Genomic DNA, 23,816 nt, shown 5'->3' with positions numbered 1-23,816 from the left:
GGTGCCCCGGATCGGCGATGATCTGCTGGACGCGGTCGCGGCCTTCGCCGGGGCCGCTTCGGCGGGGATCGCGCTGTTCTTGCCGTTCACCTTCGGCGCTCGGTCGGAGGTCCATTCGGCGTTCCACGTCACCAGCCTGCTCAACAGCGTGCCGCGCGCGGCGGCGCTCGGGCTCATCGTCGCCATGGTCGTCGCCGTGCTGGCCAGGCCGATCACCCGGCCCGGGCTGATCTGGCTCACCGCGGCGGGCGGGGCGGCGGCGCTGGCGCTGAACTACTTCATCGGCACCATGATGCGTTCGGCCGACGTGCTCACCAGCCAGAACTACCTCGACTCGCTGTGCGGCGGCGTGCTGTTCGGCGCGCTCGGGATCGTCGCGCTGCGGCGGCGCTGGTCGGCGGTCGGGTTCATGCTCGGCACCGTGCTGGTGTTCGTCTACGGCGAGGTCGTCGGGGTGTTCAGTGCCACCGATTCGAGCCTGGAGGCGTCCTACACGCCCGCCTGGCTGGTCGGCACCGCGGTCGTCCTGCTGGCCGTCAACGCCCTGCGGCACCGGCACGGGATCATGCTGCCCGCGGTGCCGCGCCTGGCCGCCGACCTGCCGATCAGCCCGATCGTGGCGGCCACCGTGCTGTCGGTGTCGGTGCTGCTCGCCACCGAATGGCTCGCGCGGGAATGGGACGGGCGGAACGGGAGTACCTGGCAGATCGCCGTGGCGGTGGCCGTCACCGTCATCGCGGCGTTCGTCGCCGCCACCCTGCTGCCCGGCCGCGACGGCGCCTGGCTGCTCGTCGCGGTGGGGGTGGCCGCGGCGGGTGACGCGCTCGGTGACGCCGCCCGGCTGGGCTGGTACCTGTTCCTGGTCCTCGGCCTCGGCGCGGTGGCGATCCTGGCCGGGCTGCGCCGGTCGAGCCCGCTGCTCGCGATGCTCGCCGTCGCCACGCTGTGCGTGTTCGCCGCGCTCGCGCCGCACCTGCCGTGGTCGCTGGCCTGGCCGATCGGCGCCGTCGCGCTGGCCTGTCTCGCCGGGTACACCGCCGGGTCGATCCGGTACGAGTACCTGCCCAGTGCCGTGTTCGCCCTCGGCGCGCTGTACCTGCCGTCGGTTCTGTGGTCGATTCCCACGCGGCATCGGGACTGGCCGACGGCGGGTACCCCGGCGGCGGAAAGCCTGCCGGGCTGCGCCGGACTGGCCGTCACGATCGGCGCCGCGCTCGCGCTGGCGCTGCTCTACCGGATCCGTCCCCCGCGGCGCGCCACGGCCGCCGAACAATAGCCGCGCCCCCGTCGACATGGCCGACGCGACAGCCTCGGTACCGGGGAACGGGCCGTCGACGCCCGTAGGATCGCAGGCGCCTGACCGGAACGCTCTCGCGCTGACGAAGGAGGATCGTGCTCGCCGTCCTCCTCGCCCACGCGCTGGCCGCCGCCCTGGCGCCCGTCGGCGTCCGGCTGCTCGGGCGCAACGCCTTCTACCTGTTCGCGCTCGTCCCGCTGGGCAGTCTCGGCTGGGTGCTCGCGCACTGGGGCACGACCGTGCGCTCGCACACCGCGTGGGCGCCGCAGATCTCGATGGACATCGACCTGCGTTTCGATTCCCTCGCTGCGGTGATGTCGGTGCTGGTCCTCGGTGTCGGCGCGTTGATCCTGGCCTATTGCGGCCGCTACTTCGACCGCGGTGAGGCCAGGCTCGGGGTCTTCGCCGCCGAGCTGATCGCCTTCGCCGGCGCCATGTTCGGCCTGGTCACCAGCGACAACACGCTGCTGCTCTTCGTGTTCTGGGAGATCACGACGGTGCTGTCGTTCCTGCTCGTCGGGCACTACGCCGAGCGCGCGATCAGCAGGCGGGCCGCGATCCAGGCGCTGCTGGTGACCGGCGCGGGCGGGCTGACGATGCTGGTCGGCATCGTCGTGCTCGGACTGCGCTACGACAGCTTCCTGCTCTCCGACATCCTCGCTGCCCCGGTCCCCGACGGCACCGCCGTCTCGGTCGGCCTCGCACTCGTGCTGGTCGGGGCGATCAGCAAGTCGGCCATCGTGCCGCTGCACTTCTGGCTCCCCGGCGCCATGGCCGCGCCGACACCGGTCAGCGCGTACCTGCACGCCGCAGCGATGGTGAAGGCGGGCATCTACCTGGTGGCCCGGCTCGCGCCCGCGTTCGCGCAGACCCCGCCGTGGCACCTCGTGCTGCTGCCCCTCGGCCTCGCGACGCTGCTGCTCGCCGGATGGCGGGCGATGCAGGTGCACGATCTGAAGCTGGTGTTGGCCTTCGGCACCGTCAGCCAGCTGGGCCTGCTCATCACGATGATGGCGGTGGGCACCCCGGACGCGGCACTGGCCGGGTTGGCACTGCTGGTGGCGCACGGCCTGTTCAAGGCGAGCCTGTTCATGGTCGTCGGCATCATCGACCACGGCGCAGGCACCAGGGACCTGCGCAGGCTGTCCGGGCTCGGGCGCCGGGCGCCGTGGCTGTGCGCGATCGCGGTGACGGCCGCGCTGAGCATGGCCGGGCTGCCGCCGCTGCTCGGATTCGTCGGCAAGGAGTCGGCGCTGGGCGCGCTGTGGTCGGCCGACGTACTCGCTGATCCGGTGCGCGTGGCGATGCTGGCCGCAGTGGCGATCGGGTCGGCGTTCACCGTGGCCTACAGCATCCGCTTCGTCTGGGGCGCGTTCGGCGTCACCGCTAATCCCGATCCGTCGATGCGCTGGCACGCGCCGGGTCCGCTGCTGCTCGGGCCGCCCGCGGTGCTCGCGGTGGCCGGGCTCGCGGGCGGACTCGGGGCGTCGTCGGTCGACGGCTGGCTCAGCCCCTACGCCGCGACCCTGCCCGGCGTCCTGGACACCCATCTCGCGCTCTGGCACGGCGTCAACGGCCCGCTCGTGCTCACCGTGTTCGTCGTCGCCGCCGGTGTCGCGCTGTTCCTGATCCGCAGCCGGATCGGCGAGCCGGTGCATCCGCGCCTCGGCAACGCCGATCGCAACTACGACGCGGCCCTGCGCGCGATGGACAAGCTCTCGCTGCGCATCACCGGCACCGTGCAGTCCGGTTCGCTGCCGGTCAGCCAGGCCATGATCCTCGGCACGCTGGTCGTGCTGCCGACCGTCATGCTCGCGTTCGGCACCCGCACTGGCGTGGAACTGCGCCTGTGGGATTCGCCGCTGCAGGCCGCGATCGGGGCGATCATGGTCGCGATGGCGCTGGCGGCGACGGTGCTGCGCAACCGCCTGGCCAGCGTGCTCGTCGTCGGCGTGACCGGCTACGGCTGCGGCGTGATCTTCGCGCTGCACGGCGCGCCCGACCTCGCCCTCACCCAGTTCCTCGTCGAGACCTTGACGCTGGTGATCTTCGTGCTGGTGCTGCGGGCTTTCCCGGCCGAGATCGCGGAGAACCAGGCGACGGCGTTCAAGGTGCGGCGCGCCCTGCTCGCGGTCGGCGTCGGTGTCGCGGTCGCGGTGCTGGCCGCGTTCGCGAGCGCCGCCCGGCACAGCGAACCGATCTGGACGGCCATCCCCGACGCGGCCTACACGATCGGCGCGGGCAAGAACGCGGTCAACGTGCTGCTCGTCGACATCCGCGCGTGGGACACCCTCGGCGAGATCTCGGTGCTCGTCGTCGCCGCGACGGGCGTCGCCTCGCTGGTGTTCCGCAGTCGCCGCTTCGGCAGCGCGCCCAGGGCCGCCGACGCGCCGGACTACGACCCCGACAAGGTGAGCTGGCTGCCCGCGGCCCGGCTCGACGACCGCCGCGAGCGCTCGATGGTCCTGCAGATCACGACCAGGCTGATCTTCCCCACCGTCATGATGCTGTCGGTGTATTTCTTCTTCTCCGGCCACAACGCCCCCGGCGGCGGCTTCGCCGGAGGCCTGATCGCCGGACTCGCGCTCACCCTGCGCTACCTGGCCGGTGGCCGCTACGAACTCGGCGAGGCACTGCCCGTGGACGCGGGACATCTGCTCGGCGCCGGACTCACCCTCGCCGCCGGAACCGCGACGGCCTCGCTGCTGCTCGGCGCCCCGCCGCTGTCCTCGGCGATCATCGAGGTGACCCTGCCGGTCCTCGGCGACATCAAGCTCGTCACCGCGCTGTTCTTCGATCTGGGGGTGTACCTGGTCGTCGTCGGCCTGGTCCTCGATGTGCTGCGCAGCCTGGGCGCCCGCTTGGACAAGGAACTCGGATGAGCGCCAACCTGATCCTGTTGATCGTCATCGGCGCGCTCACCGCGTGCGGGGTGTATCTGCTGCTCGAGCGGGTCGTCTCGAAGATGCTGCTCGGCATGATCCTGCTCAGCAACGCGGTGAACCTGCTGATCCTCACCGTGGGCGGCGGCCCCGACGGCAAGCCGCCGATCCTGGGCGGCTCCGACACCTCCCCCGAGGGCATGGCCGATCCGCTCGCCCAGGCGATGGTGCTCACGGCCATCGTGATCACCATGGGCCTGGCCGCCTTCGTGCTCGCCCTGGCCTATCGCTCGTACATGCTGACCACCTCCGAGGACGTGCGCAACGACCCCGAGGACGAGCAGATCGCGGCCACCAGGGAACAGGAGGACCCGGAAGAATGACCCTGTCCCCCGACCTGCTGCCCGCCCTCGCCGCCCTGCCGGTGCTGGTCCCGCTGCTCGGCGCCGCGGGCACGCTGGTGTTCGGCCGCAGGCCGCGCGTCCAGGCGATCATCTCGCTGACCGCGCTCTCGGCCGTGCTGGTGATCAGCGGATTCCTGCTCTACCTGGCCGACCGCGACGGCACCACCGCGGTGCAGGTCGGCGGCTGGCCCTCGCCGATCGGGATCACCCTGGTGGTCGACCGGCTCTCCGCCGCGATGCTACTGGTCTCGGCGTTCGTGCTGCTGGTCGTCTCGATCTACGGTGCGGGCCAGAACATCTCCGACGGCGACGAGCACCAGCCCACCTCGATCTACCGGCCCACCTACCTCGTGCTCACCGCGGGCGTCTCGGCCGCGTTTCTCGCCGGCGACCTGTTCAACCTGTTCGTCGCGTTCGAGATCCTGCTGGCCGCCTCGTTCGTGCTGCTCACCGTCGGCGCCACCGAGGCACGCATCCGCACCGGCATCGCCTACGTGATGGTGTCGATGGTGTCGTCGCTGATCTTCCTGATCGGCATCGGGCTCACCTACGCCGCCACCGGCACGCTGAACCTCGCGCAACTGGCGGTGCGCCTCGAGGCCACGCCGAGTGGGGTGCGTACGGCCTGCTACGCGGTGCTGCTGGTGGCGTTCGGCATCAAGGCGGCGGTCTTCCCGCTGTCGAGCTGGCTGCCCGACTCCTACCCCACCGCGCCCGCGCCGGTGACGGCCGTGTTCGCCGGCCTGCTCACCAAGGTCGGCGTGTACGCGATCATCCGCACGCACACCCTGTGGTTCCCCGACGGCGCCTTCGACAACATCCTGCTGGTGGCGGGCCTGGCGACGATGCTGATCGGCATCCTCGGCGCGATCGCGCAGAACGACATCCGGCGGCTGCTGTCGTTCACCCTTGTCAGCCACATCGGCTACATGGTGTTCGGCATCGGCCTGGCCAGCACGGCGGGGCTCACCGGCGCGATCTTCTACGTCGCCCACCACATCCTGGTGCAGACGGCGCTGTTCCTCGCAGTCGGTCTCGTCGAACGCCAGGCCGGGTCGGTGTCGCTGCGCCGCCTCGGCGGGCTGGCCGCCGCGAGCCCGCTGCTGGCCATCCTGTTCCTCGTCCCCGCCCTGAATCTCGGCGGCATCCCGCCCTTCTCGGGCTTCATCGGCAAGGTCGCGCTGCTGGAGGCGGGCGCCGCGGACGGCAGTGTGCTGGCCTGGGTGCTCGTCGGCGGTTCGGTGGTGACGAGTCTGCTCACGCTCTACGCCGTGGCCAGGGTGTGGAGCAAGGCGTTCTGGCGGCCGCGCGAGGACGCGCCGGAGGGCCATCTCACCGCGGCGAAACCGCCCACCCTGGTCGAGGATTCGACCGACGTGTACTACGAGGACCGCACCGACCCCGGCCGCATGCCGGTGCTGATGGTGCTCGCCACCACCGGCCTCGTCGTCGCGGGCCTCGTGCTCACCGTGTTCGCCGGGCCCATCCTCGGGATCGCCGAGCGCGCGGCCGACGACCTCGACGACCCCGCGGTCTACATCGGCTCGGTGCTCGGTCCGGAGGCGCGATGAGCCGACTGGTGAACCGCGACAACGTGCTCCGGGTCAGCGTGCTCGGCTGGCTCACCGCCGTCTGGGTGGCGCTGTGGGGTGACCTCAGCGCCGCGAACGTGCTCGCCGGTGTCGCCGTCGCCCTGATCGTTGTGTTCGCGCTCCCGCTGCCGCTGGTTCCGGTGGCGGGACGGTTCCACCCGCTCTCGTTCCTCCAGTTGATCGCGACCAGCGCGTATTACGCGCTGGAGTCGAGTCTGCAGGTGGCCTGGTTCGCGATCCGGCCCGCCGGGCCGCCGGTGTCCGGCGTGCTGCGGGTGCACCTGGCCATCCAGTCCGACCTGGTGCTGGTGGTGGCGACCGACATCTTCAACCTCATCCCCGGCACCATGGTGCTCGAGGTGGACCGGGCGCGCTGCGTCATCTACGTCCACGTGCTCGACGTGGGCAGCGAGAAGTCGGTGGTGAAGTTCTACTCCACCACCCGGCGATTGGAGCACCTGCTGATCAACGCCTTCGAACGACCCAGTGAACGCCGCCGCCTCGGCCGGGAACCGGAGGCGCTGTCGTGACCGTCGTCGCCGTCATCGCCGGCATCCTGCTCACCGCCGCGGCCGTGATCACCAGCTATCGGGTGCTGGCCGGGCCGAGCACCCTGGACCGGGTCGTCGGCATCGACTCGCTGATGGCCATCGCGGCCTCCGGCCTCGCGGTCTGGGCCGCCTACAGCGGCGACACCACCGTCATCCCGGCGATCGTCGCGCTGGCCCTCGTCGGCTTCCTCGGCTCGGCGGCGGTCTCCCGGTTCCGCGTGCGGGACGACCGATGACCGGCTGGGAGTGGGTGTCCGCGGTGCTCATCCTCACCGGCTGCGCGCTGGCGCTGACCGCGTCGCTGGGCATCGTCCGCTTCCCCGACACGCTGACCCGCATGCACGCGGCGACCAAACCGCAGGTCGTCGGGCTGATCCTGGTGCTGATCGGCACCGGCATCGACATCAGGCACGACGTCAACGTGTGGATGCTGGTGCTCACCGGGCTGTTCACACTCATCACCGCGCCCGTCATCGCGCACCTGCTCGGCCGCACCGCCTACCGCGAGCAGCGCCACCGCGACGGCCTGCTGCGGGTCAACGAATTCGACCGCGACGACTAACCGGCGACCGCCGTCGGCGCTGCGACACGGGCGGGCGCCGCGGCGAACCAGGTGGCGTGGAACGCGATCGCGACACCGGCGGCCGCCCCGATCAGCAGCGCGCCGGCGAGCACCGGATGCTCGGCCATCGGCACCGCGAGATACCGGTACGAGAGCAGCAGGCCGGCGAACACGGCCGCGCCGAAACCGACCATCCGCCAGCGGAACGCGCCCCAGCCGCGCTCGGGCGCCCGCAGCGCCGACTCCACCGTCAGGCACAGCACCGCGCCCGCGAGCAGGTCGACGCCGTAGTGGTATCCGAAACCGAGCGTCGCGGCCACGGTCGCGGCCAGCCAGAACGCGCCGCCCCAGCGCAGCCACGCGGGCGCGCGCGTCCCGTCGACGTCGCGGCGGGTGTGGATGAACAGCGACAGCGCCCACGCGGTGTGCATCGAGGGCATGCAGTTGCGCGGGGTGAATTCGTCGAAGGGCAGCGCGGCCGGGCTGTGGTCCAGCGGCGGCAGGGCCATCGGCCAGAAGTCGCCCACCTGGAAGCCGTGTCCGTCGGCGCCGTAGGCGAACATCGGCCCAACTACCGGGAACAGCACGTAGAAGGCGGGCCCGACCAGCCCGAGCACCAGGAAGGTGCGCACCAGATAGTGCGAGGGCCACTGCCCGGTCGGCACCACCCGGCGCAACTGCCACACCGCGACGACGATCGCCGCCACCGGCAGTTCGATGTAGACCCAGTGCAGCACCGCGTACACCTCGGGCCCGAGCGCGTCGACCACCCGGCCGAGCACCCACGACGGATCACCGAGGGCGTGATCGGCCAGCAGCAGGTATTCGTCGAACACCGCGGGCCGCACCGCCGAGGTGACGTGCAGCCACACGTCGCCGACCTTGGTGGCCAGGATCAGCAGCGCGCCGAGCGCGGCCGCCTTCAGCGCATCGGTGCGCTCGCGCCCCTGCCAGCGCATCACCGCGACGACGGCCAGCGCGGTCAGGACGATCGTCGGCCCGTTGCCGACCGTGAACGGCTTGCCGTCGAGCATCCGCAGCGCGGCGTACACCGCGTCGATCGCCACCGCCGCGGACACCGCGTACACCCGCCTGCGCGCGTTGACGCCGACCAGCGCCAGCACCAGCCCGGCCCACGGCACCGACATCGATTTCGGAGTGCCGATGTAGTCGCGGGCCAGGCTCGCCAGCGGCCCGTCGAAGCCGTTGAGCGAGGCCGCCACCTGCAACCCGATGAGCAGCACGAGCACCGACGACACCGCGACGGCGGCGAGCACGCGTGGATCGCGGAGGCGGTCCCTGACGGCGACACCCCCCGCCGCTGAACGCGGATGTTCGACAAGCATCCAAACATCGTAAACGGCGGGTGAACGCCACCCCGCCGGACAGCTGAACGCTACTGATCCAGCTCGCGCACCAGGGCGTCGACCACGGCGACGAGATCGCCCTGCGATTGCGCGGCCACCCGGCGTTGCCGCTGGTAGGAGGCACCGTGCCGGGGAATCTCGGCGACGGCGGCCAGCTCGTCGGCGCAGCCGAGGCGCGCCGCCGTCGGCTCCAATCGGTTGAGCAGGTCCATCAGATCGTCTGTGACCAAACGCTCATTGCTGGCATCGTCGACGATCACGATCGCGTCGAGCCCGTAGCGCGCGGCCCGCCACTTGTTCTCCTGCACGTGCCACGGGGGCAGCGTCGGCAGTTCCTCGCCGTTGTCGAGCCTGCGTTCGAGGTCGACGACCAGGCAGTGGATCAGCGCGGCCACCGCGGCCAGCTCGGCCCGGCTGGACAGCCCGTCGCACACCCTGATCTCGATCGTGCCCCACTTGGGCGCGGGCCGGATGTCCCAGTGCATGCCGCCGAGCTGTTCGAACACACCGGTTTTGAGCTGATCGTGCACGAAACCCTCGAACTGGCCCCAGTTCTCGAACTGGAACGGCAGACCGGCGGTCGGCAGCTGCTGGAACATCAGCGCCCGGTTGCTGGCGTAGCCGGTGTCGTCACCGGACCACATCGGCGAGGACGCCGAGAGCGCGAGCAGATGCGGGTACGACAGCAGCAGCGAGTTCAGGATCGGAAAGACCTTGTCCCGGTGCGAGACTCCGACGTGCACGTGCACGCCCCAGATCAGCATCTGGCGGCCCCACCACTGGGTGCGCTCGATCAGCTCGTCGTAATGCGGTGAGCGCGTGAGCTGTTGGGCCGACCACTGGGCGAACGGGTGGGTGCCCGCGCAGAACAGGTCGACGCCGAGCGGATCGGCCGCGCGGCGCACCGCGTCCATGGTGCCGCGCAGATCCTCGACCGCGCCGCCGACCGTGTCGTGCACACCGGTCACCAATTCGACGGTGTTGCGCAGCAATTCCTTGGTGACCTGCGGCGTGCCGTCGTGGGCACGCCGGTCACCGACGGCGTCGAACACCGCGGCGGCGGTGTTGGAGAGATCGCGCGTCACCTTGTCGACGAGCGCGATCTCCCATTCGATACCGATGGTCGGCCGCGGCGAGCCGGGGAACGGAACCGACTGGGCTGCCCCGGCCATGCGCGTTCGCTAACCGACCACGCCGCAGGCGACCCGGCTACCCGCGTCGCCCGTGGACAGCGTGGCCTCGTCGGGGCCGGTGCCGCCCTCGCGCGAGTACCGGGGCGGGATGTTGCCGAAGTTGTCGGCGCCGGAGTGCACGATCAGCGCCTTGCCCTTGACCTGGTCCAGGGTCACGCTGTCGGTCGTGGTGACCAGCTTGGCGGTGCCGTCGGCGCCGACCTGCAGCGAGGAGAGATCACCGCTGGCCGGGTGCGCGTTGGCGGCACCGACCTGCAGGTGGCCACCCGCCGAGGCGAAATCGCCCTCACAGGTGCCGTTCTGGTGGAAGTGCAGGCCGTGGAAGCCGGGGGTCAGGCCGTGCGCCTCGACGGTGACGACCAGGTGACCGCCCTCGGACACGATGGTCGCGGTGCCGACGCCGCCGCCGGAGCCGTTCTTCAGTTCCGCCTTCAGGCCGCCGGCCGCCGGGGTACCGTGATCGCCACTGCCGCCGTGGCTGTCGGCGGTGGTCGGCGCGCCGTGGCCGCCGCTGCCACCGTGGCCTTCGCCACCGGGCGCGGGCGAGCTGGTCCACACCGGCGGCGTGGTCCCCTTGACGTCACTCGACTCCTGGCTGTTGGTGCACGCAGCGAGTCCGAACACGGCAACCGCGAGCACCGGGGTGACGGTGCGCCAGGACGGGCGACGGGTTGTCGACGTGGCCATCAGGGAACTCCTTCAGTGCAGGGGCTGTACCGCTCAAGATGATGCCACAGCGCGTTCACCGCGCACGGCACGGCGTGCCGCGCCCGCTGTCAGCTGCCGGTCAGCACGACGACGACGCCCGGCGAGGTGTCACCGGTCTTCGGCGCGACCGTCGCGCCGAGCTCCGCGGCGATCTCGGTGGCCGCGGCCTTGTCGCCCGCGCCGCCGCCGTAGAACACCGTCGTCGCGGTGAGATTCGCGCCGGAGTAGTTGCCGGTGCTGACGTTGCTCCAGCCCGAGGAGGTCAGCTGGCTCGCGGTGCGCGCGGCCAGCCCGGCGACCAGGCTGTTGTTCAGCACCCGTACCGGCACACTCTGATCCACGGCGCCCGCGGACGCGGTGGTCGTCGTCGGCGCGGTGGTGGTCGTGGTGGTCGGCGCGACCGTCGTGGTGGTCGGCGCCGCGGCGGCGCTGGTCGTGGTCGGCGCGGCGGTGGTGGCCGGTGCCTGCGCGACCGCGCTGGAGCTGGTGGTCTCGGTCTGTTCGGCCGGGTCGGACGCCTCGGCGCCGGAGTTCGACAGCGACATCGCACCCAGGCCGGCGAAGACGATGGCCAGCGCGATCAACACCATCGCCAGCGCGCGCAGCGGTGGGCCGCCGGGGGTGGGATTCGGGTTGCTCACCCGCGCAACCCTAGTCGCAACGAGTCGAGTGTGGCTCTCATGTGCGTGTCAGACCTGGAAACCGAGTCGGCGGGCCGCGCGAGCCTTCTGCCTGCTGGCCCGCAGCCTGCGCAGGCGTTTGACCAGCATCGGGTCGGCCGCCAGCGCTTCTTCCTTGTCGACGACCGCGTTGAGCACCTGGTAGTACCTGGTGGCCGACATGGCGAACAGTTCACGGATCGCGTCTTCCTTGGCGCCCGCGTACTTCCACCATTTTCGTTCGAAGTCGAGGATCTCGAGCTCACGGCGACTCAGGCCGCCGGGCTCGTCGATGGTCGCGTCGTGCGAATTCCCAGCTTCGATGTTGCGAGCTGCTGCGCCGTCCATCTTGCTCCCTCGCCGAGTATCACGAGATGAAAATGACGCTTGCACGTCGCGGATCATTGAACCACGGGTGCGGCGGATCGTAGGAGCCATGTCTCGGCGTGTTGGCTACAGGCCAGTAGGTGTCGTGTCGGCCACAGGGGTCGCCGCTGCCCGGCGCGCGGGTCCGGCGATAATGGCGGCCATGGCAATTCTCCCGATCGTGATCGTCGGCGACCCCGTCCTCCACACCCCCACCGCACCGGTGACGGAGACGCCGGCCGAGCTGGCCGAGCTGATCGCGGACATGTACGACACCCTCGCCGAGTCCAAGGGTGTCGGCCTGGCGGCCAACCAGGTCGGCGTCGGCAAGCGGCTGTTCGTCTACGACTGCCCCGATGTCGACGCCGCGGGCAAGCCGGTGCGCCGCAAGGGCACGGTGATCAACCCCGTGCTGGAGACCTCCGCGATCCCGGAGACCATGCCCGACCCCGATGACGACGAGGAGGGCTGCCTGTCCGTGCCGGGCGAGCAGTTCCCGACCGGCCGGGCCGACTGGGCCAGGGTCACCGGCACCGACGAGCACGGCGAGCCGGTCGACATCGAGGGCACCGGTTTCTTCGCCCGCATGCTGCAGCACGAGGTGGGCCACCTCGACGGCTTCCTCTACGTCGACGTACTGATCGGCCGCAACGCCCGCGCGGCGAAGAAGGCGATCAAGCGCAACGGTTGGGGCACACCGGGTCTGAGCTGGATCCCGGGCACCGTGCCCGACCCGTTCGGCCATGACGACTGAATCACGGCGGCTGGCGCCGCAAGTTCTCGGCCTGTTCCCTCGATCTTCCCTCCCGCCGGGCACTCCTTCGTCGCACCCTCTGGTCAGTCCAGATCGAGGCGGCCGAGAACTGTGATCCCCCTCGGCCGCCGCGTGGTGATGCGGTACCAACTGCCGGAGGGTTATCCCCAGCCGCTCACCGATGTGATCGGTGAGCTGGTCTCGGTGGATCCGCCGTCGGTGCGCACCGCCGAGGGCGAGCTGGTCTCGGTGGCACCGGACCGCGTCGTCGCGCTGAAAGCTTTGGGGCCGAGGCCGATTCGCACCAAGGAAATACGCTCGCTGGAAACGGCGGCGGCGGGCGCGTGGCCGGGTGCCGAGCACCTGTGGATCGACGGCTGGCTGGCCCGCGCGGGTAACGGGTACACCGGCCGCGCGAATTCCGCCGTGCCGCTCGGCGAGTCCGGCGCACCCGCCGTGCTTTCGATCGACACCATGCACCGCATCGCGGACTGGTACACCGAGCGCGGACTACCGCTGCTGTTGCAGCTGCCCGATCGGCTCGCCCCGGTGCCGCCCGGCTGGAGCACCTGGAACGAGACGGTCGTGCTCGGCCTCGACATCACCAATCTCGTTCTGCCGCAGGGCCCGTCGATGGTGCGCATCGCGGCCGAACCCGACGACGGCTGGCTGGCCGTGCACCGCTACCGCGGCGAGATCCCGCTGGATCCCGGTGTGCGCGAGCCGGACCGGACCGTGCTCGGCGCCGTCCTGGACGGCACGCTCGGCTTCGCCTCGCTCGGCGTGCCCGACCCGCTGGCCATCGGCCGCGGCGCGGTGACCACGGCGCCCGACGGCCGCCGCTGGGTCGGCCTGACCTGTGTCGCGGTCGCGACCGCGCACCGCCGCAACGGACTGGCCGCACTGCTGTGCGCCGAGCTGATCCGCTGGGGCGCCGAGCACGGCGCCACCCACGCCTACGTGCAGGTGGAGGTGGGTAATGCCGCCGGTCTCGCGCTGTACCGCGAGCTCGGTTTCCTCGAACACCACAGCTACCGCTACGCCGCGCCGCCGAGCGCGGTCTAGAAAGGACCTCCGTTGCGTCTCGCCACCTGGAACGTCAACTCGGTGCGCTCCCGCGTCGACCGGGTGATCGCCTTCCTGGACCGCCACGACATCGATGTGCTGGCGCTGCAGGAGACCAAGTGCCGTGACGACCAGTTCCCGTACGAGCGGTTCGACGAGGCGGGCTACGAGGTCGCCCACGTGGGCCTCAACCAGTGGAACGGCGTGGCCATCGTGTCCAGGGTCGGCCTCACCGATGTCGAGATCGGGTTCCCGGATCAGCCCGGTTTCGACAAGAACGCGGGCGATTCGCTGATCGAGACGCCGGTCGTGGAGGCCAGGGCGCTCGGCGCCACCTGCGGCGGGGTCAGGGTGTGGAGCCTGTACGTGCCCAACGGCCGGTCGCTGAACGACCCGCACTACGCCTACAAGCTGAGCTGGCTGTCGACCCTGCGCGACAGCACCGCGCGCTGGCTGGCGCAGGACCCGGCCGCCAAGATCGCGCTGGTCGGCGACTGGAACATCGCCCCCACCGACGAGGACGTGTGGTCGCCGGCGTTCTTCGCGGGCAAGACCCACACCTCCGGCCCCGAGCGCGCCGCCTTCCAGGCGATGCTCGACACCGGCCTGCGCGACGTGGTCCGCCCGTTCACCCCGGGCGCCTTCACCTACTGGGACTACACCCAGCTGCGCTTCCCCCGCAAGGAGGGCATGCGCATCGACTTCGTCCTCGCCTCTCCCGCCCTCGCCGACCAGGTCAAGGACGCGTCCATCGACCGCGAGGAACGCAAGGGCAAGGGCGCCAGCGACCACGCCCCGGTCATCGCGGAGTTCACCGACTGACCACGCCGTCGGCGGTACCGTGGAAGCAGGTCCATCCGGCCTGCGACGTAGCGGGAGGTGTGGTTGTGGCGTTCTATCGGCAGGTGGGGAATGTGCCCCCGAAGCGGCATACGCAACATCGGGACGAGCACGGGCAGCTCTACTACGAGGAGCTGATGGGCGAGGAGGGGTTCTCCGGCGATTCCTCGCTGCTCTATCACCGCGGCATGCCACCGGCCATTGTCGACGCGACGGTCTGGGAACTGCCCGACCAGACGCTCACGCCGAATCATCCACTGCACCACCGGCATCTGCGCCTGCCCGAGCTGTTCCCCGGTGACACCCCGGCCGCGGCCGATCCGGTGACCGGGCGCAGGCTCCTGCTCGGCAACCCCGACGTGCGGATCTCCTACGTCGTCGCCAAGGGCGCCTCGCCCCTGTACCGCAATGCCATCGGCGACGAGCTGGTGTACGTGGAATCCGGTGCGGCCGTGGTGGAGAGCGTGTTCGGCACGCTGCCGGTGCGGCAGGGCGATCAGGTGATCATGCCGCGGGCCACCACCCATCGCTGGCTGCCCACGGGCGAGGAACCGTTGCGCGCGTACGTGATCGAGGCGTCCAGCCACATCACGCCGCCCAAGCGGTATCTCTCCAAATTCGGTCAGCTGCTGGAGAATTCGCCGTACTGCGAGCGTGATCTGCACGGCCCGGCCACGCCGTTGCTCGCCGAGGGCACCGAGGTGGAGGTGCTGGTGAAGCACCGGCCCGGCGCCGAGGTGGTCGGCACCAGGATGATCTACGCGACGCATCCGTTCGACGTGGTCGGCTGGGACGGCTGCTTGTATCCGTACACCTTCAACATCGCCGACTTCGAGCCGCTCACCGGCCGGGTGCACCAGCCACCGCCGGTGCATCAGGCCTTCGAGGCGAACAACTTCGTGATCTGCAATTTCGTCCCGCGCAAGGTGGATTATCACCCGCTGTCGATCCCGGTGCCGTACTACCACTCGAACGTGGACTCCGACGAGATCATGTTCTACTGCAGCGGAAACTACGAGGCGCGCAAGGGTTCCGGGATCGCGCAGGGTTCGGTGTCGGTGCATCCCGGCGGCTACGCGCACGGCCCGCAACCCGGCGCCTACGAGCGCAGCATCGGCGCGGAGTTCTTCGACGAACTGGCGGTGATGGTCGATACCTTCCGGCCGCTGCAACTCGGCGAGGGTGCGCTGGCCTGCGAGGATCCGGCCTATGCCTGGACCTGGTCGGGTCGCGGGCCGGGGCCGCGATGAGCGGGCGGCTGCTGCGCGTCGAGGTCGCGCCGGACTCGCTGTTCGGGCCCGAGAACATGCCGTACGGCGTCTTCGCGCCGCCCGGTGGCGAGCTCCGGGTGGGCACCCGGCTCGGTGACACCGTGCTCGATCTGGTCGCGCTGCTGGGTGATCCGATCTTCGCGCGGCCCGATCTCAACGGCCTGCTCGCCGCCGGACCCGACCGCTGGCGCACCGTGCGCGCGCGGCTGCGCGAACTCGCCGAGGCGGAGTTGCCGATTGAGGCGGTGCATCCGATCAATGCGGTCGAGCTGGCCTTGCCGGTGCGCATCGGCGACTACGTCGACTTCTACGCGAGCATCGATCACGCCACCAATCTCGGCCGCCTGTTCCGGCCGGACAGTGAACCGCTGCTGCCGAATTGGCGGCATCTGCCGGTGGGCTATCACGGCAGGGCCGGGACGGTCGTCGTCTCCGGGACGCCGGTGCTCCGGCCGTGCGGCCAGCGTCGAACCGAGTCGGGGACACCGGATTTCGGTCCGTCGCGGCGGCTGGACATCGAGGCGGAGCTCGGTTTCGTGGTGGGCGGCGGGTCGCCGCTCGGCGTGCCGGTCGGGGTCGACGAATTCGCCGAGCACGTGTTCGGCGTCGCGCTGGTGAACGACTGGTCGGCCCGCGACATCCAGGCCTGGGAGTATCAGCCGCTCGGGCCGTTCCTCGGGAAATCGTTCGGCACCTCGCTCGCGGCCTGGGTCACGCCGCTGGACGCGCTGGCCGCGGCCCGGGTTCCGCTGCCGGTCCAGACCCCCGAACCACTGCCCTACCTGCGCGGCGCCGACGATCACGGCCTCGACATCGAGCTGGCGGTGGCCTGGAACGGCGAGGTGGTCACGCGGCCGCCCTACGCGCGGATGTACTGGTCGCCCGCGCAGATGCTGGCCCATCTCACGGCCAACGGCGCCTCGGTCCGTCCCGGCGATCTGTTCGCCTCCGGCACGATCTCCGGGCCGGAACGCGACCAGCGCGGGTCCTTCATCGAATTGTCCTGGGGTGGAACCGAACCCATCACCATCGGCGACGCGGAGCGGTCCTTCCTCGCCGACGGCGACGAGGTCACCATCACCGCGACCGCACCGGGAACCGCGGGACGGCCGATCGGCCTCGGCTCGGTCAGCGGCCGGATCCTGCCCGCGCGCGGGTGAGAGGACAGCGTCCCGGCATCCGCCCAGGGGCGGAGATGCTACTCGTCTCATCTCCGCCCCGAGGGGGTATCGACCAGATTCTGTGCGGGATACGGTGACTTTCGACGTTTCCTAGAGAGAGCCCCCGACGATGTTGACGAGAATCGCCCGCGCCGCCGTGGGCAGACCACGGTTGGTGGTCGCGGTCGCCCTGTTGTTGATGATCCTGTGTGGCGCGGTCGGCGCCACGGTGCACTCACACATGAAGTCGGGTGGGTTCGTCACCGACGACCTCGATTCGGTGCGCGCGAGCCAGTACCTCAGCGAGAACTTCCCCGGTAGCGAGCCGAACTACGTCCTGCTCGTCACCGCGGACGAGGGCGCCGATTCCCCGGCGGCGCGTGCGGCCGCGGAGAGCGCGATCGCCCAGCTGCGCACCCATTCCGACATCGTCAGCGGCGTGCAGTCGTACTGGACCTCGCGGCCCGATCTGAAGCAGGCCCTGCGCAGCAAGGACGGCAAGCGCGCGCTCATCATGGCCAGCATCGAGGGCGACGACGCGGAATTGCCCGTGCGCGCGGCCGCGCTCAGCGAGGAACTGAAGGTCGACAGCGGCCCGGTGACGATCGTGCCGGGCGGCCTCGCGGCCTCCTTCTCCGACATCAACACCCAGATCAGCAAGGACCTGGTGATCGCCGAGGCCGTCGCGATCCCGATCACCGGCCTGCTGCTCGCGCTGGTGTTCGGCAGCCTGGTCGCCGCCGCGCTGCCCATCGCCATCGGCCTGTTCGCGATCGCCGCCGCGCTGGGCATCCTGCGGGTACTCACCGCGGTCACCGATGTGTCGATCTTCGCGCTGAACATGACGACCGCGCTCGGCCTGGCGCTGGCCATCGACTACAGCCTGTTCATCGTCAGCCGGTACCGCGAGGAACTGGCGGCGGGCGCCACCCCGGCCGCGGCGGTGCACCGCTCGATCCGGACCGCAGGCCGCACGGTCGTCTACTCGGCGCTGGTGGTGGCCCTGTCGCTGTCGGCGCTGCTGGTGTTCCCGCAGTACTTCTTCAAGTCCTTCGCCTACGCGGGCATCGCCGTGGTCGCGGCCGCCGCCGGCGCCGCGGTGATCGTGCTGCCCGCGCTGCTGATCCTGGTCGGCGACCGGATCGACGCCGGCGATCTGCGCGCCCCGCTGCGCAGGCTGTTCCGGCTCGCGCCGCGCGCGGAGAAGCAACCGCGCGAGACGTTCTGGTATCGCCTCGTCACCGCGGTGATGAAGCGGCCGCTGCCCATCGCCCTGGCCACCACGGCGTTCCTGCTGCTGCTCGGCTCGCCGTTCCTCGGTGTCCAGTTCGGCTACCCCGACGACCGCTCGCTGCCCACCGGTGTGGCCAGCCGCGATGTCGGTGACGTGCTGCGCACCGAATTCGACGCCGACATGGCCGCGAGCGCGACGGTCGTGCTGCCGGAGTTCCGCGGCGCCCCCGCCGAGCTGGACGCCTACGCGCGTGAGCTGTCCACGGTGCCCGATGTGCCCGCCGTGCTGAGCAGCGCCGCGGTCTACCGCAACGGCCTGCGGGTCGCGGCGGGCGTGCCGGAGATGTCGGACCCGGCCAAGGGCGCGTACCTGTCGGTCGCGACCAGTCTGGATCCGTACTCCGACGCCGGGCGCGCCCAGCTCGACGCGATCCGCGCCGTCGACGCGCCCACCGAGGCCCTGATCACCGGCCCGGCCGCGCTCAACCAGGACTCGGTCGAGGCGATCACCGGCAAGCTACCGCTGGCCGGCGCCCTGATCGCGCTCGCCACCCTGGTGCTGCTGTTCCTGTTCACCGGCAGCGTGGTGCTGCCGGTGAAGGCGCTGATCCTCAACATGCTGTCGCTGGCGGCGACGTTCGGCGCGATGGTGTGGATCTTCCAGGACGGGCACCTGTCCGGGCTGCTCGGCTTCACCGCCACCGGCACGCTCAACCTGGCCATGCCCATCCTGATGTTCAGCCTGGCGTTCGGCGCGTCCATGGACTACGAGGTCTTCCTGCTCTCGCGCATCCGCGAGGAATGGCTGGCCGGGCCGAAGACGGCAGCGGGCAACACCGAGGCAGTCGCCATGGGGGTGGCGCGCACCGGCCGCATCTTCACCGCCGCCGCGCTGCTCATGAGCATCGTCTTCCTCGGCGTGGCGACCTCGGGGGTGTCGATGATGAAGCTGTTCGGTCTCGGCTGCGCGCTGGCGGTGATCAGCGACGCGACCGTCATCCGCGGGCTGCTCGCCCCGGCGCTGATGCGGATGATGGGCACCTGGAACTGGTGGTCACCGAAGCCACTGGTGGTGCTGCACAACAAGTTCGGGCTCAAGGAGGCCGACGAGCCGGAGTCCGCCGAGCCGGTGAAGCCGGAGCCCGCGGCCACCTCGGCCTGAGTCACGCGCGCGGCCCGTCCGGACTTCCCGGGCGGGCCGCCGTCGTGTCGGGGTAGGGTCGGCGACGGAAAATTTCACATGCCAACGGGGGCTCGCACCAGCGGGCTGAGAGGACGGCTAGCCCATTCGATGGGCGATCAGGGCCGTCGACCGTATGAACCTGACCGGGTAATGCCGGCGTAGGGAGGAAACACCATGGGCACAGCCACGTCTGTCACCACCGGCCCGATCGAGGGCAGCGTCAAGCACTACACCGAGGTCGACGGCCTGCGCATTCCGGTGCGCCGGATCAATCTCACCAACGGCGAGCACTTCGACGTCTACGACACCTCCGGCCCGTACACCGACGAGAACGCGGTGATCGACCTCGAGGCCGGGCTGCCGAAGCTGCGCGACGAATGGGCGAAGCCGCAGGTCGACGGCCCGCGGACGCAGCTGCACTGGGCTCGCCAGGGCATCGTCACCGCAGAGATGCGGTTCATCGCCGCCCGCGAAGGCGTCGCGCCGGAGCTGGTGCGCGACGAGGTCGCCGCCGGGCGGGCGGTGATCCCCGCCAACCACCACCACCCGGAGCTCGAGCCGACCATCATCGGCAAGAAGTTCCTGGTGAAGATCAACGCCAATATCGGTAACTCGGCTGTCTCGTCCTCGATCGCCGAGGAGGTCGAGAAGATGGTGTGGGCCTCACGCTGGGGCGCCGACACCATCATGGACCTGTCGACGGGCAAGAACATCCACGAGACCCGCGAGTGGATCCTGCGCAACTCGCCGGTGCCGATCGGTACCGTGCCGATCTATCAGGCGCTGGAGAAGGTCAACGGCGATCCCACCAAGCTCACCTGGGAGTTGTACCGCGACACCGTGATCGAGCAGTGCGAGCAGGGCGTGGACTACATGACCGTGCACGCCGGCGTGCTGCTGCGCTACATCCCGCTCACCGCCAAGCGCGTCACCGGCATCGTCTCGCGCGGTGGGTCCATCATGGCGGCGTGGTGTCTGGCGCATCATCAGGAATCGTTCCTGTACACGCACTTCCGGGAACTGTGCGAGATCCTGGCAAAGTACGACGTGACCTTCTCCCTCGGCGACGGCCTACGTCCCGGCTCCATCGCCGACGCCAACGACGAGGCCCAGTTCGCCGAGCTGCGCACCCTCGGCGAGCTCACCAAGATCGCGAAATCCTATGGCGTGCAGGTGATGATCGAGGGTCCGGGCCACGTGCCGATGCACAAGATCGTCGAGAACGTCCGGCTCGAGGAGGAGCTGTGCGAGGAGGCGCCGTTCTACACCCTCGGCCCGCTGGCCACCGATATCGCGCCCGCCTACGACCACATCACCTCCGCGATCGGCGCCGCGATCATCGCCCAGGCCGGCACCGCGATGCTCTGCTACGTGACACCCAAGGAGCACCTCGGTCTGCCCAACCGCGATGACGTGAAGGTCGGCGTGATCACCTACAAGATCGCCGCGCACGCCGCCGACCTCGCCAAGGGGCACCCGCACGCGCAGGACCGCGACAACGAATTGTCCAAGGCCCGTTTCGAATTCCGCTGGCACGACCAGTTCGCGCTCTCGCTCGACCCGGACACCGCCCGCGAATACCACGACGAGACGCTGCCGGCCGAGCCCGCCAAGACCGCCCACTTCTGCTCCATGTGCGGCCCGAAGTTCTGCTCCATGCGCATCTCCGCCGACGTGCGCGAATACGCCGAGAAGCAGGGCCTCACCGACGTGGCCGCCATCGAAGCAGGCATGGCCGAGAAGTCCGCCGAATTCGCCGACCACGGCAACCAGGTCTACCTCCCGGTCGTCTCCTGACCACTCCGGCGCCCGCCGTCACGGCGGGCGCCGGGCATCAGACCACCGAGAAGCCAGGGGGCAGAGCGGTTCTGCCGGTGAGGGCAGTGAGCACCGGCACAGCCGTGCCGAGGCGTGCGGCGATGCGCGCGGCCAGAACGGCGGCTTCCGCGGTCACGTCGTCGGGCGGGGTGTAGGGGATGCCGGTCGCGGCGGCGATGTCCAGCCCGTGGACGGCCAGTTCGAAGGTGCGGGTCGGCAGATAGGCGTGCAGGCGCATCCCCAACCCGCCGATCACGGTGACCAGCGGATCCTCGGCGGCACCGACCGCGCCGACCGCGCCGATCGCCGCGGTCGCGAGGGCGTCGACCGCCTTCGCGGGCTCGGCCCCCAGTTCCAGCCCCGCGGCGCGCCCGCGAGCGACGACAGCCGCACCGCCGGCCTGCGCGGTATACGACTTCACATAGGCGTAGTACTCCTGCGGGCTGGCGATGTCCTCGGTCTCGGCGGGGTCGGCGAGATAGGTCGTCACCGTGGTGAGCGACCGTGAGGTGTGCCCGACCAACGCGCGCAGATCCCACTCCCCCAATCCCGGCCCGTCCCAACGATCCTGCGCGATCTCCCGAACAAGCTCCCGGAAACTCTCGACCGCCTGGACATACGTGGCCACCGCATTGTCGGACATACGCCCAACGTACCCACACCTCGCGTCTCGCCCCAGAGCACGCTTCCGGCGCGCGGAGTGGGCCGGTCGAAGACCGATGTCGGCAAACAGAACCACGGCACAGCGCCGACCGCGGGCCGGGCGAGCGGCGGCACAGGCGCTGTTGATCGGAATGGCTGCCGGGTACCGTCGAGCGCGTGACCGATGCCTTCTACGTGCCCGACCCGGCGGATCCGAATCGCTTCGTCTCGACCGAGCTGACCCGGGGGCCGTGGTCGCCGGACGCGCAGCATGCCGGGCCGCCGTCGGCGCTGCTGGGCCATGTCATCGAGCGGTGCGAGCCGCGCGCGGGGTTCCAGGTCGGCCGGGTCGCGGTGGAGATCCTCGGGCCCGTGCCGCTGGCACCGCTGACCGCCGAGGCCAGGGTGGTGCGGTCGGGGCGCAGTGTCGAGCTGATCCAGGCGACGCTGTCCACCGAGCGCGGGCCGGTGATGCAGGCCAACGCGTGGCGGCTCAAGCTGGCCGAGCCGCGGCTGGACCTTCCGCCGGAGTTCCTGCCGAGCGGCGAGCGGACGATGCCGGCCGCGCAGGAGCCGTCGGTATTCCCCTCCGAGCAGAAGATCGGCTTCCACACCGGCATCGAATACCGCTTCGCCAGCGGCTCCTTCGCCGCGCCGGGGCCCGCCGTCTGCTGGATCCGGCTGAAGTACCCGATCGTCGCGGGCACCACGCCCAGCCCGCTGGAGCGCACCCTGGCCGCCGCCGACTCCGGCAACGGCGTCAGCGCCGTGCTCGACTGGTCGAAATACCTGTTCATCAACACCGATCTCACCGTCACCCTGCACCGGTACCCGGTCGGCGAGTGGGTGTGCCTGGACGCGGTGACCCACCCGCAGCCGCACGGCATCGGCCTCGCCGAATCGGCGCTGTTCGACGAGACCGGCCCGCTCGGCCGCAGCACCCAGACCCTGCTGATCGCCCCGCGCGGCTGATCAGCCGATGGCCTCCAGGTCGACGAGGTCGGCGTTGCCGTGCTTGCGCAACTCGGACTCGGCGGTGCTGGTGCGCCGGAACGGATCACCGACGCCGGTGGTGAGCAGGCCGCGCAGACTGGTGGTGAGGTAGGCGCCCCAGGCGTTGGTGCACACCTCGTAGCACTCGCCGGTGGGCACCAATCCCCGGTGGGTGAAACGCATTTCGGTGCCGTCGGCGGTCTCGGTGAGGTCGAAGACGATGTCGGTGTCCTCCCATTCGGCGGTGTCGGTGACGAACGAGAGCCAGGAGTCGGACACGTGCCACACCAGGCGCCGGCCCGGCACCGACTCGGTGGTCGTCATCGTGCAGCGGTGGATGCCGGGGACCTCGAAAAGGTAACTGTCGCCCACGTTTCCGGTGCTGCCTTCGATGGTCTCCGACCACCACGCCCACACGTCGTTGACGGCGGCGAACACCTCCAGCGGCGGCTTGTCGACGGTGATGGTCACGGTGTAATCGTCGGTGCCCATTGCTTGTCCTTCCGGCTCAGCCGTCCAGGTGGCGGCGGAGCGCGTCGAGGGGGCTGTCCCAGTCCCGCGAGAGGGCAGCCAGGAATTGTTGTGCCACGTGCATCGGCGCGGAATCGAGCCGGTAGCGCACCCGGCGCCGTTCGCCCGGTTCCGCGATCACCAGGCCCGCCTCGGCGAGCAGGGCGAGGTGTTTGGCGATCGCCTGCCTGCTGATGGGCAGGCGATCGGCGAGGTCGGTCGCGGTGGCGGGCCCGCGCGCGGCGAGCACGGCCAGGACCGATCGCCTGCTCGGATCGGCCAGCGCGACGAAGACCCGTTCGGCGGTGGCCTCCAGGTCAGGCCGCATCGAGGTACTCGACGAGCTCGCCCAGCTCGCTCTTCCAGCCGCCGACATTGCCTTCGAAGGCCTCCTTGTGCAGGTCTTCGGGGAGCTGGGCGAAGCCGGTCTCCACGACCGTCAGCCGGGTGCCCTCGCCGACGGGCTCGAGGGTGAACTCCACATACGTGCGGCGCGGGTCCTCCTCGGGCAGTCCGTTGATCGGCCAGGTGTAGCCGAACACCGACGGCTCCTCGACCCGCTCCACCCGCATGTCGGCCGAGAACCCTTCCTTCCAGGTCATCCGCATGTCGCCGCCGGGCCGCAGGTCGATCTCCGCGGTGTTGCCGAACCAGCTCGCCAGCCCCTCGGCCGTGGTGATCGCCGCCCAGACCTTGGCGGGCGGATGCGCGAGCTCGACGGTGCGCACGATCTGATCGGGGAATCCCATGACGCCTCCTCTAATAG

At 70.4% G+C, this 23,816-nt stretch carries 24 protein-coding genes and 1 riboswitch; of the genes, 15 read left to right on the top strand and 9 right to left on the bottom strand.

The genetic code is table 11. The features are described from left to right. The first annotated feature begins 1 nt into the window (after position 1). The 7 genes from AB0H56_RS00790 to mnhG all read left to right on the top strand — a co-directional run bounded on the left by AB0H56_RS00790 (position 2) and on the right by mnhG (position 7,288). The gene (locus tag AB0H56_RS00790) at positions 2-1,276 is read left to right on the top strand and encodes a hypothetical protein (protein WP_357155913.1); all 1,275 of its coding nucleotides are present in this window, start codon (positions 2-4) and stop codon (positions 1,274-1,276) included. Positions 1,277-1,392: 116 nt separating this feature from the next. Then, positions 1,393-4,179, top strand: a complete 2,787-nt coding sequence (locus tag AB0H56_RS00785; RefSeq protein WP_357155912.1) for a Na+/H+ antiporter subunit A — start codon at positions 1,393-1,395, stop codon at positions 4,177-4,179. Next, on the top strand, positions 4,176-4,562 hold the full coding sequence (locus tag AB0H56_RS00780; protein WP_357155911.1) for a Na(+)/H(+) antiporter subunit C: 387 nt from the start codon (positions 4,176-4,178) through the stop codon (positions 4,560-4,562). The genes AB0H56_RS00785 and AB0H56_RS00780 overlap by 4 nt, the downstream gene beginning before the upstream one ends. Next, positions 4,559-6,154, top strand: coding sequence for a Na+/H+ antiporter subunit D (locus AB0H56_RS00775; protein WP_357155909.1), 1,596 nt, complete (start codon positions 4,559-4,561; stop codon positions 6,152-6,154). Before AB0H56_RS00780 ends, AB0H56_RS00775 begins: the two co-directional genes overlap by 4 nt. Further along, positions 6,151-6,705: a Na+/H+ antiporter subunit E gene (locus tag AB0H56_RS00770; protein ID WP_357155908.1), complete on the top strand. Its 555-nt coding sequence runs from the start codon at positions 6,151-6,153 to the stop codon at positions 6,703-6,705. Before AB0H56_RS00775 ends, AB0H56_RS00770 begins: the two co-directional genes overlap by 4 nt. Beyond that, on the top strand, positions 6,702-6,962 hold the full coding sequence (locus AB0H56_RS00765; protein ID WP_233001074.1) for a monovalent cation/H+ antiporter complex subunit F: 261 nt from the start codon (positions 6,702-6,704) through the stop codon (positions 6,960-6,962). Before AB0H56_RS00770 ends, AB0H56_RS00765 begins: the two co-directional genes overlap by 4 nt. After that, a complete protein-coding gene (gene mnhG / locus AB0H56_RS00760; RefSeq protein ID WP_357155906.1) occupies positions 6,959-7,288 on the top strand; it encodes a monovalent cation/H(+) antiporter subunit G in 330 nt (109 codons plus the stop codon). The genes AB0H56_RS00765 and mnhG overlap by 4 nt, the downstream gene beginning before the upstream one ends. Here mnhG and AB0H56_RS00755 read toward each other — a convergent pair. The 5 genes from AB0H56_RS00755 to AB0H56_RS00735 form a co-directional block, all read right to left on the bottom strand. Further along, entirely contained in the window at positions 7,285-8,634 is a 1,350-nt protein-coding gene (locus AB0H56_RS00755) for a DUF5933 domain-containing protein (protein WP_357155905.1), read from the bottom strand. The two genes, mnhG and AB0H56_RS00755, sit on opposite strands and share 4 nt — an antisense overlap. A gap of 50 nt (positions 8,635-8,684) precedes the next feature. After that, positions 8,685-9,827 (bottom strand): glutamate--cysteine ligase, encoded by a 1,143-nt coding sequence (locus tag AB0H56_RS00750; protein WP_280222549.1) that lies wholly within the window; start codon positions 9,825-9,827, stop codon positions 8,685-8,687. 9 nt (positions 9,828-9,836) lie between these two features. After that, on the bottom strand, positions 9,837-10,535 hold the full coding sequence (locus AB0H56_RS00745; RefSeq protein ID WP_357155903.1) for a superoxide dismutase family protein: 699 nt from the start codon (positions 10,533-10,535) through the stop codon (positions 9,837-9,839). Between the two features lie 89 nt (positions 10,536-10,624). Beyond that, positions 10,625-11,197 (bottom strand): LytR C-terminal domain-containing protein, encoded by a 573-nt coding sequence (locus tag AB0H56_RS00740; RefSeq protein WP_357155902.1) that lies wholly within the window; start codon positions 11,195-11,197, stop codon positions 10,625-10,627. Positions 11,198-11,245: 48 nt separating this feature from the next. Beyond that, complete coding sequence (locus tag AB0H56_RS00735; protein ID WP_110039056.1) at positions 11,246-11,563, bottom strand: DUF3263 domain-containing protein; 318 nt, start codon at positions 11,561-11,563, stop codon at positions 11,246-11,248. Positions 11,564-11,744: 181 nt separating this feature from the next. On the opposite strand from AB0H56_RS00735, the gene AB0H56_RS00730 reads away from it, so the two are divergent. The 7 genes from AB0H56_RS00730 (at position 11,745) to thiC (ending at position 20,884) form a co-directional block, all read left to right on the top strand. After that, complete coding sequence (locus AB0H56_RS00730; RefSeq protein WP_280304149.1) at positions 11,745-12,335, top strand: peptide deformylase; 591 nt, start codon at positions 11,745-11,747, stop codon at positions 12,333-12,335. Positions 12,336-12,473: 138 nt separating this feature from the next. Further along, positions 12,474-13,400, top strand: coding sequence for a GNAT family N-acetyltransferase (locus AB0H56_RS00725; protein WP_357157773.1), 927 nt, complete (start codon positions 12,474-12,476; stop codon positions 13,398-13,400). Between the two features lie 12 nt (positions 13,401-13,412). Continuing rightward, on the top strand, positions 13,413-14,222 hold the full coding sequence (locus tag AB0H56_RS00720) for an exodeoxyribonuclease III (protein WP_357155900.1): 810 nt from the start codon (positions 13,413-13,415) through the stop codon (positions 14,220-14,222). Between the two features lie 65 nt (positions 14,223-14,287). Then, a complete protein-coding gene (locus AB0H56_RS00715) occupies positions 14,288-15,490 on the top strand; it encodes a homogentisate 1,2-dioxygenase domain-containing protein (protein ID WP_357155899.1) in 1,203 nt (400 codons plus the stop codon). Continuing rightward, positions 15,487-16,671 carry a fumarylacetoacetase gene (gene fahA, locus AB0H56_RS00710; RefSeq protein ID WP_357155897.1) on the top strand — a complete coding sequence of 395 codons (1,185 nt, stop codon included), beginning with the start codon at positions 15,487-15,489 and terminating at the stop codon, positions 16,669-16,671. The genes AB0H56_RS00715 and fahA overlap by 4 nt, the downstream gene beginning before the upstream one ends. Positions 16,672-16,801: 130 nt before the next feature. Next, positions 16,802-19,066: an MMPL family transporter gene (locus AB0H56_RS00705; protein ID WP_357155896.1), complete on the top strand. Its 2,265-nt coding sequence runs from the start codon at positions 16,802-16,804 to the stop codon at positions 19,064-19,066. Positions 19,067-19,140: 74 nt separating this feature from the next. Next, positions 19,141-19,269, top strand: a riboswitch (TPP riboswitch). Next, positions 19,262-20,884: a phosphomethylpyrimidine synthase ThiC gene (gene thiC / locus AB0H56_RS00700; protein ID WP_357155895.1), complete on the top strand. Its 1,623-nt coding sequence runs from the start codon at positions 19,262-19,264 to the stop codon at positions 20,882-20,884. (Overlaps the previous riboswitch by 8 nt.) A gap of 37 nt (positions 20,885-20,921) precedes the next feature. Here thiC and AB0H56_RS00695 read toward each other — a convergent pair whose 3' ends face one another. Then, positions 20,922-21,548, bottom strand: coding sequence for a maleylpyruvate isomerase N-terminal domain-containing protein (locus tag AB0H56_RS00695; protein WP_357155893.1), 627 nt, complete (start codon positions 21,546-21,548; stop codon positions 20,922-20,924). Positions 21,549-21,724: 176 nt separating this feature from the next. On the opposite strand from AB0H56_RS00695, the gene AB0H56_RS00690 reads away from it, so the two are divergent. Then, complete coding sequence (locus AB0H56_RS00690; protein ID WP_357155892.1) at positions 21,725-22,519, top strand: thioesterase family protein; 795 nt, start codon at positions 21,725-21,727, stop codon at positions 22,517-22,519. Here AB0H56_RS00690 and AB0H56_RS00685 read toward each other — a convergent pair whose 3' ends face one another. The 3 genes from AB0H56_RS00685 to AB0H56_RS00675 are packed head-to-tail and all read right to left on the bottom strand — an operon-like array spanning position 22,520 to position 23,799. After that, positions 22,520-23,032 carry an SRPBCC domain-containing protein gene (locus AB0H56_RS00685; protein ID WP_357155890.1) on the bottom strand — a complete coding sequence of 171 codons (513 nt, stop codon included), beginning with the start codon at positions 23,030-23,032 and terminating at the stop codon, positions 22,520-22,522. A gap of 16 nt (positions 23,033-23,048) precedes the next feature. Further along, the gene (locus AB0H56_RS00680; protein ID WP_357155889.1) at positions 23,049-23,378 is read right to left on the bottom strand and encodes a metalloregulator ArsR/SmtB family transcription factor; all 330 of its coding nucleotides are present in this window, start codon (positions 23,376-23,378) and stop codon (positions 23,049-23,051) included. After that, the gene (locus AB0H56_RS00675) at positions 23,368-23,799 is read right to left on the bottom strand and encodes an SRPBCC domain-containing protein (RefSeq protein WP_357155887.1); all 432 of its coding nucleotides are present in this window, start codon (positions 23,797-23,799) and stop codon (positions 23,368-23,370) included. The genes AB0H56_RS00680 and AB0H56_RS00675 overlap by 11 nt, the downstream gene beginning before the upstream one ends. Between the last annotated feature and the right edge of the window lie 17 nt (positions 23,800-23,816).

This window comes from Nocardia sp. NPDC050717 (assembly GCF_040654275.1).
In the GTDB taxonomy this organism is placed as follows: domain Bacteria; phylum Actinomycetota; class Actinomycetes; order Mycobacteriales; family Mycobacteriaceae; genus Nocardia.
This window is presented reverse-complemented; position numbering and strand designations above follow the sequence as displayed.